Consider the following 1,391-nt stretch of genomic DNA (forward strand, 5'->3'; position numbering starts at 1 on the left):
ACTGGCCGAGATTGGTTATCCGTATTGGGATGAGAGCGAGAATCCGGCTTATAAGTTGTTTTTGGGGTAAATGAGCAAGCCAGGCCGGCTCAAAACCTGTGGGAGCGAATTCATTCGCGAAGGCATAGGTACAGACGATAAAGATGTGTCGAATGTACCGGCCTCTTCGCGAATGAATTCGCTCCCACAGGGGCGGTGCTCCAGCCGATTACTGCGCCGGTGTCGCTTCCGGCTCTGCTGCCGGAGCTGCCTCAACCGGGGTGGACTCAGGAGCGACCACTGGCTCGGGCACGAATGAATCGTTGCTGACTGGAGCAGGCACCGGCTGACTCGACTCCACCGCTGGCGCGTCTGGCTCCGCCTTGGCCGCTGGCGCTGACGGCGGCTCATCGGCTTTTGGCTCAGCCGCTTTTGGCTCGACGAGCGCCGCAGGTTTGGCTGGCGCGGGGGCAGGCTCTGGCATACCCAAGTCAGTCTTGGGTTTTTCTTTGATGTGCGCCGCTTTCTTCGCTTCTGGCGGCAGGAAGTTTTCTACCAGAATAAAGAAACGGTCATAGAACTTGTCCGAGGCCACGGTTTCGCTGGCCACCTTGACCATCGAATCATCGGTGGAGCCAATCGGCATCGAAACCGAGCCCAATACGCCAACACCGAGGCTGGCCGAATTGTTGGTCTTTTTCAGTGCATAACGATCCTGCAGAGCATTGGCGAACATCGTCGCGCCGTTTTCAGCGGTGCCATCAGCGGCACAGACCACATTGAAGCTGATCTCCATGTGAGTCTCGCCAGTCTGCTGGAAGCTCTTATGCCCGCTGATCATTTTCGGGTCGCTGCTGGTGATGATGTAGCCCTGACTGAGCAGGGCCCGCCGCGCAGCCTCGCAAGAGGCTGAGTCACTGACCGGGTAATTTCTCGAGAAAGTCCCCGCATCGTCAAAATTCTCGTGTTCATAGACGGTTGTCTTCTTCGACGAGCAGCCTGCGATTGCCAGCAAGGCGATTGCGCAGCACGCGAGGCGAAAATTAACTGAGTTAGGCATCAAGAATCCTGGAAAAAGTCACTGCCAGCAGATCTGCCGACCGGGAAAACATTGGCAAGTCTGCAACAAGGCTGGCGCAGGATCAACGCAGAGATTGAATGGATCTTGGTACAAGAATGCCAAACGTCAGAAATCGGTAGGGGTAATGATCAAACCGATGACAAAAGCTTTCGCTCAAAACAGTCGCCCTCTCGACTAAATCTGGTCCGGTTGATGGCACAAAAAAAGGGCAAAAAAAAGCGACCCGTTAAGGTCGCTTTTTTTCGCTTCAAGGAGTTCAAGGGCCTTGAAGCTATGTATGGCGCAGCGGACGGGACTCGAACCCGCGACCCCCGGCGTGACAGGCCGGTAT

Annotated in this window: 2 protein-coding genes and 1 pseudogene; 2 read left to right on the forward strand and 1 reads right to left on the reverse strand. The window is 55.8% G+C overall.

What is annotated here, in order from left to right; all coding sequences use genetic code 11:
* Positions 1-70: pseudogene (locus IV01_RS27585) on the forward strand (threonine dehydratase); the annotation flags it as partial.
* A 138-nt stretch (positions 71-208) separates the two neighbouring features.
* On the opposite strand, the gene IV01_RS02545 reads toward IV01_RS27585, so the two are convergent.
* Positions 209-1,039 (reverse strand): DUF2242 domain-containing protein, encoded by an 831-nt coding sequence (locus tag IV01_RS02545; RefSeq protein ID WP_032631351.1) that lies wholly within the window; start codon positions 1,037-1,039, stop codon positions 209-211.
* Between the two features lie 51 nt (positions 1,040-1,090).
* Between IV01_RS02545 and IV01_RS27170 the strand changes: the two genes are divergently transcribed.
* Positions 1,091-1,391 (forward strand): hypothetical protein (locus IV01_RS27170; protein WP_229636163.1); only part of this gene is annotated, 301 nt, incomplete at its 3' end.

The organism is Pseudomonas syringae (assembly GCF_000737245.1).
Taxonomy (GTDB): Bacteria; Pseudomonadota; Gammaproteobacteria; order Pseudomonadales; family Pseudomonadaceae; genus Aquipseudomonas; species Aquipseudomonas syringae_J.

Bases quoted from the DNA above. Each gene is read 5' to 3' on its own strand.
- IV01_RS02545 (WP_032631351.1), bottom strand. From the start codon at position 1,039: ATGCCTAACTCAGTTAATTTTCGCCTCGCGTGCTGCGCAATCGCCTTG.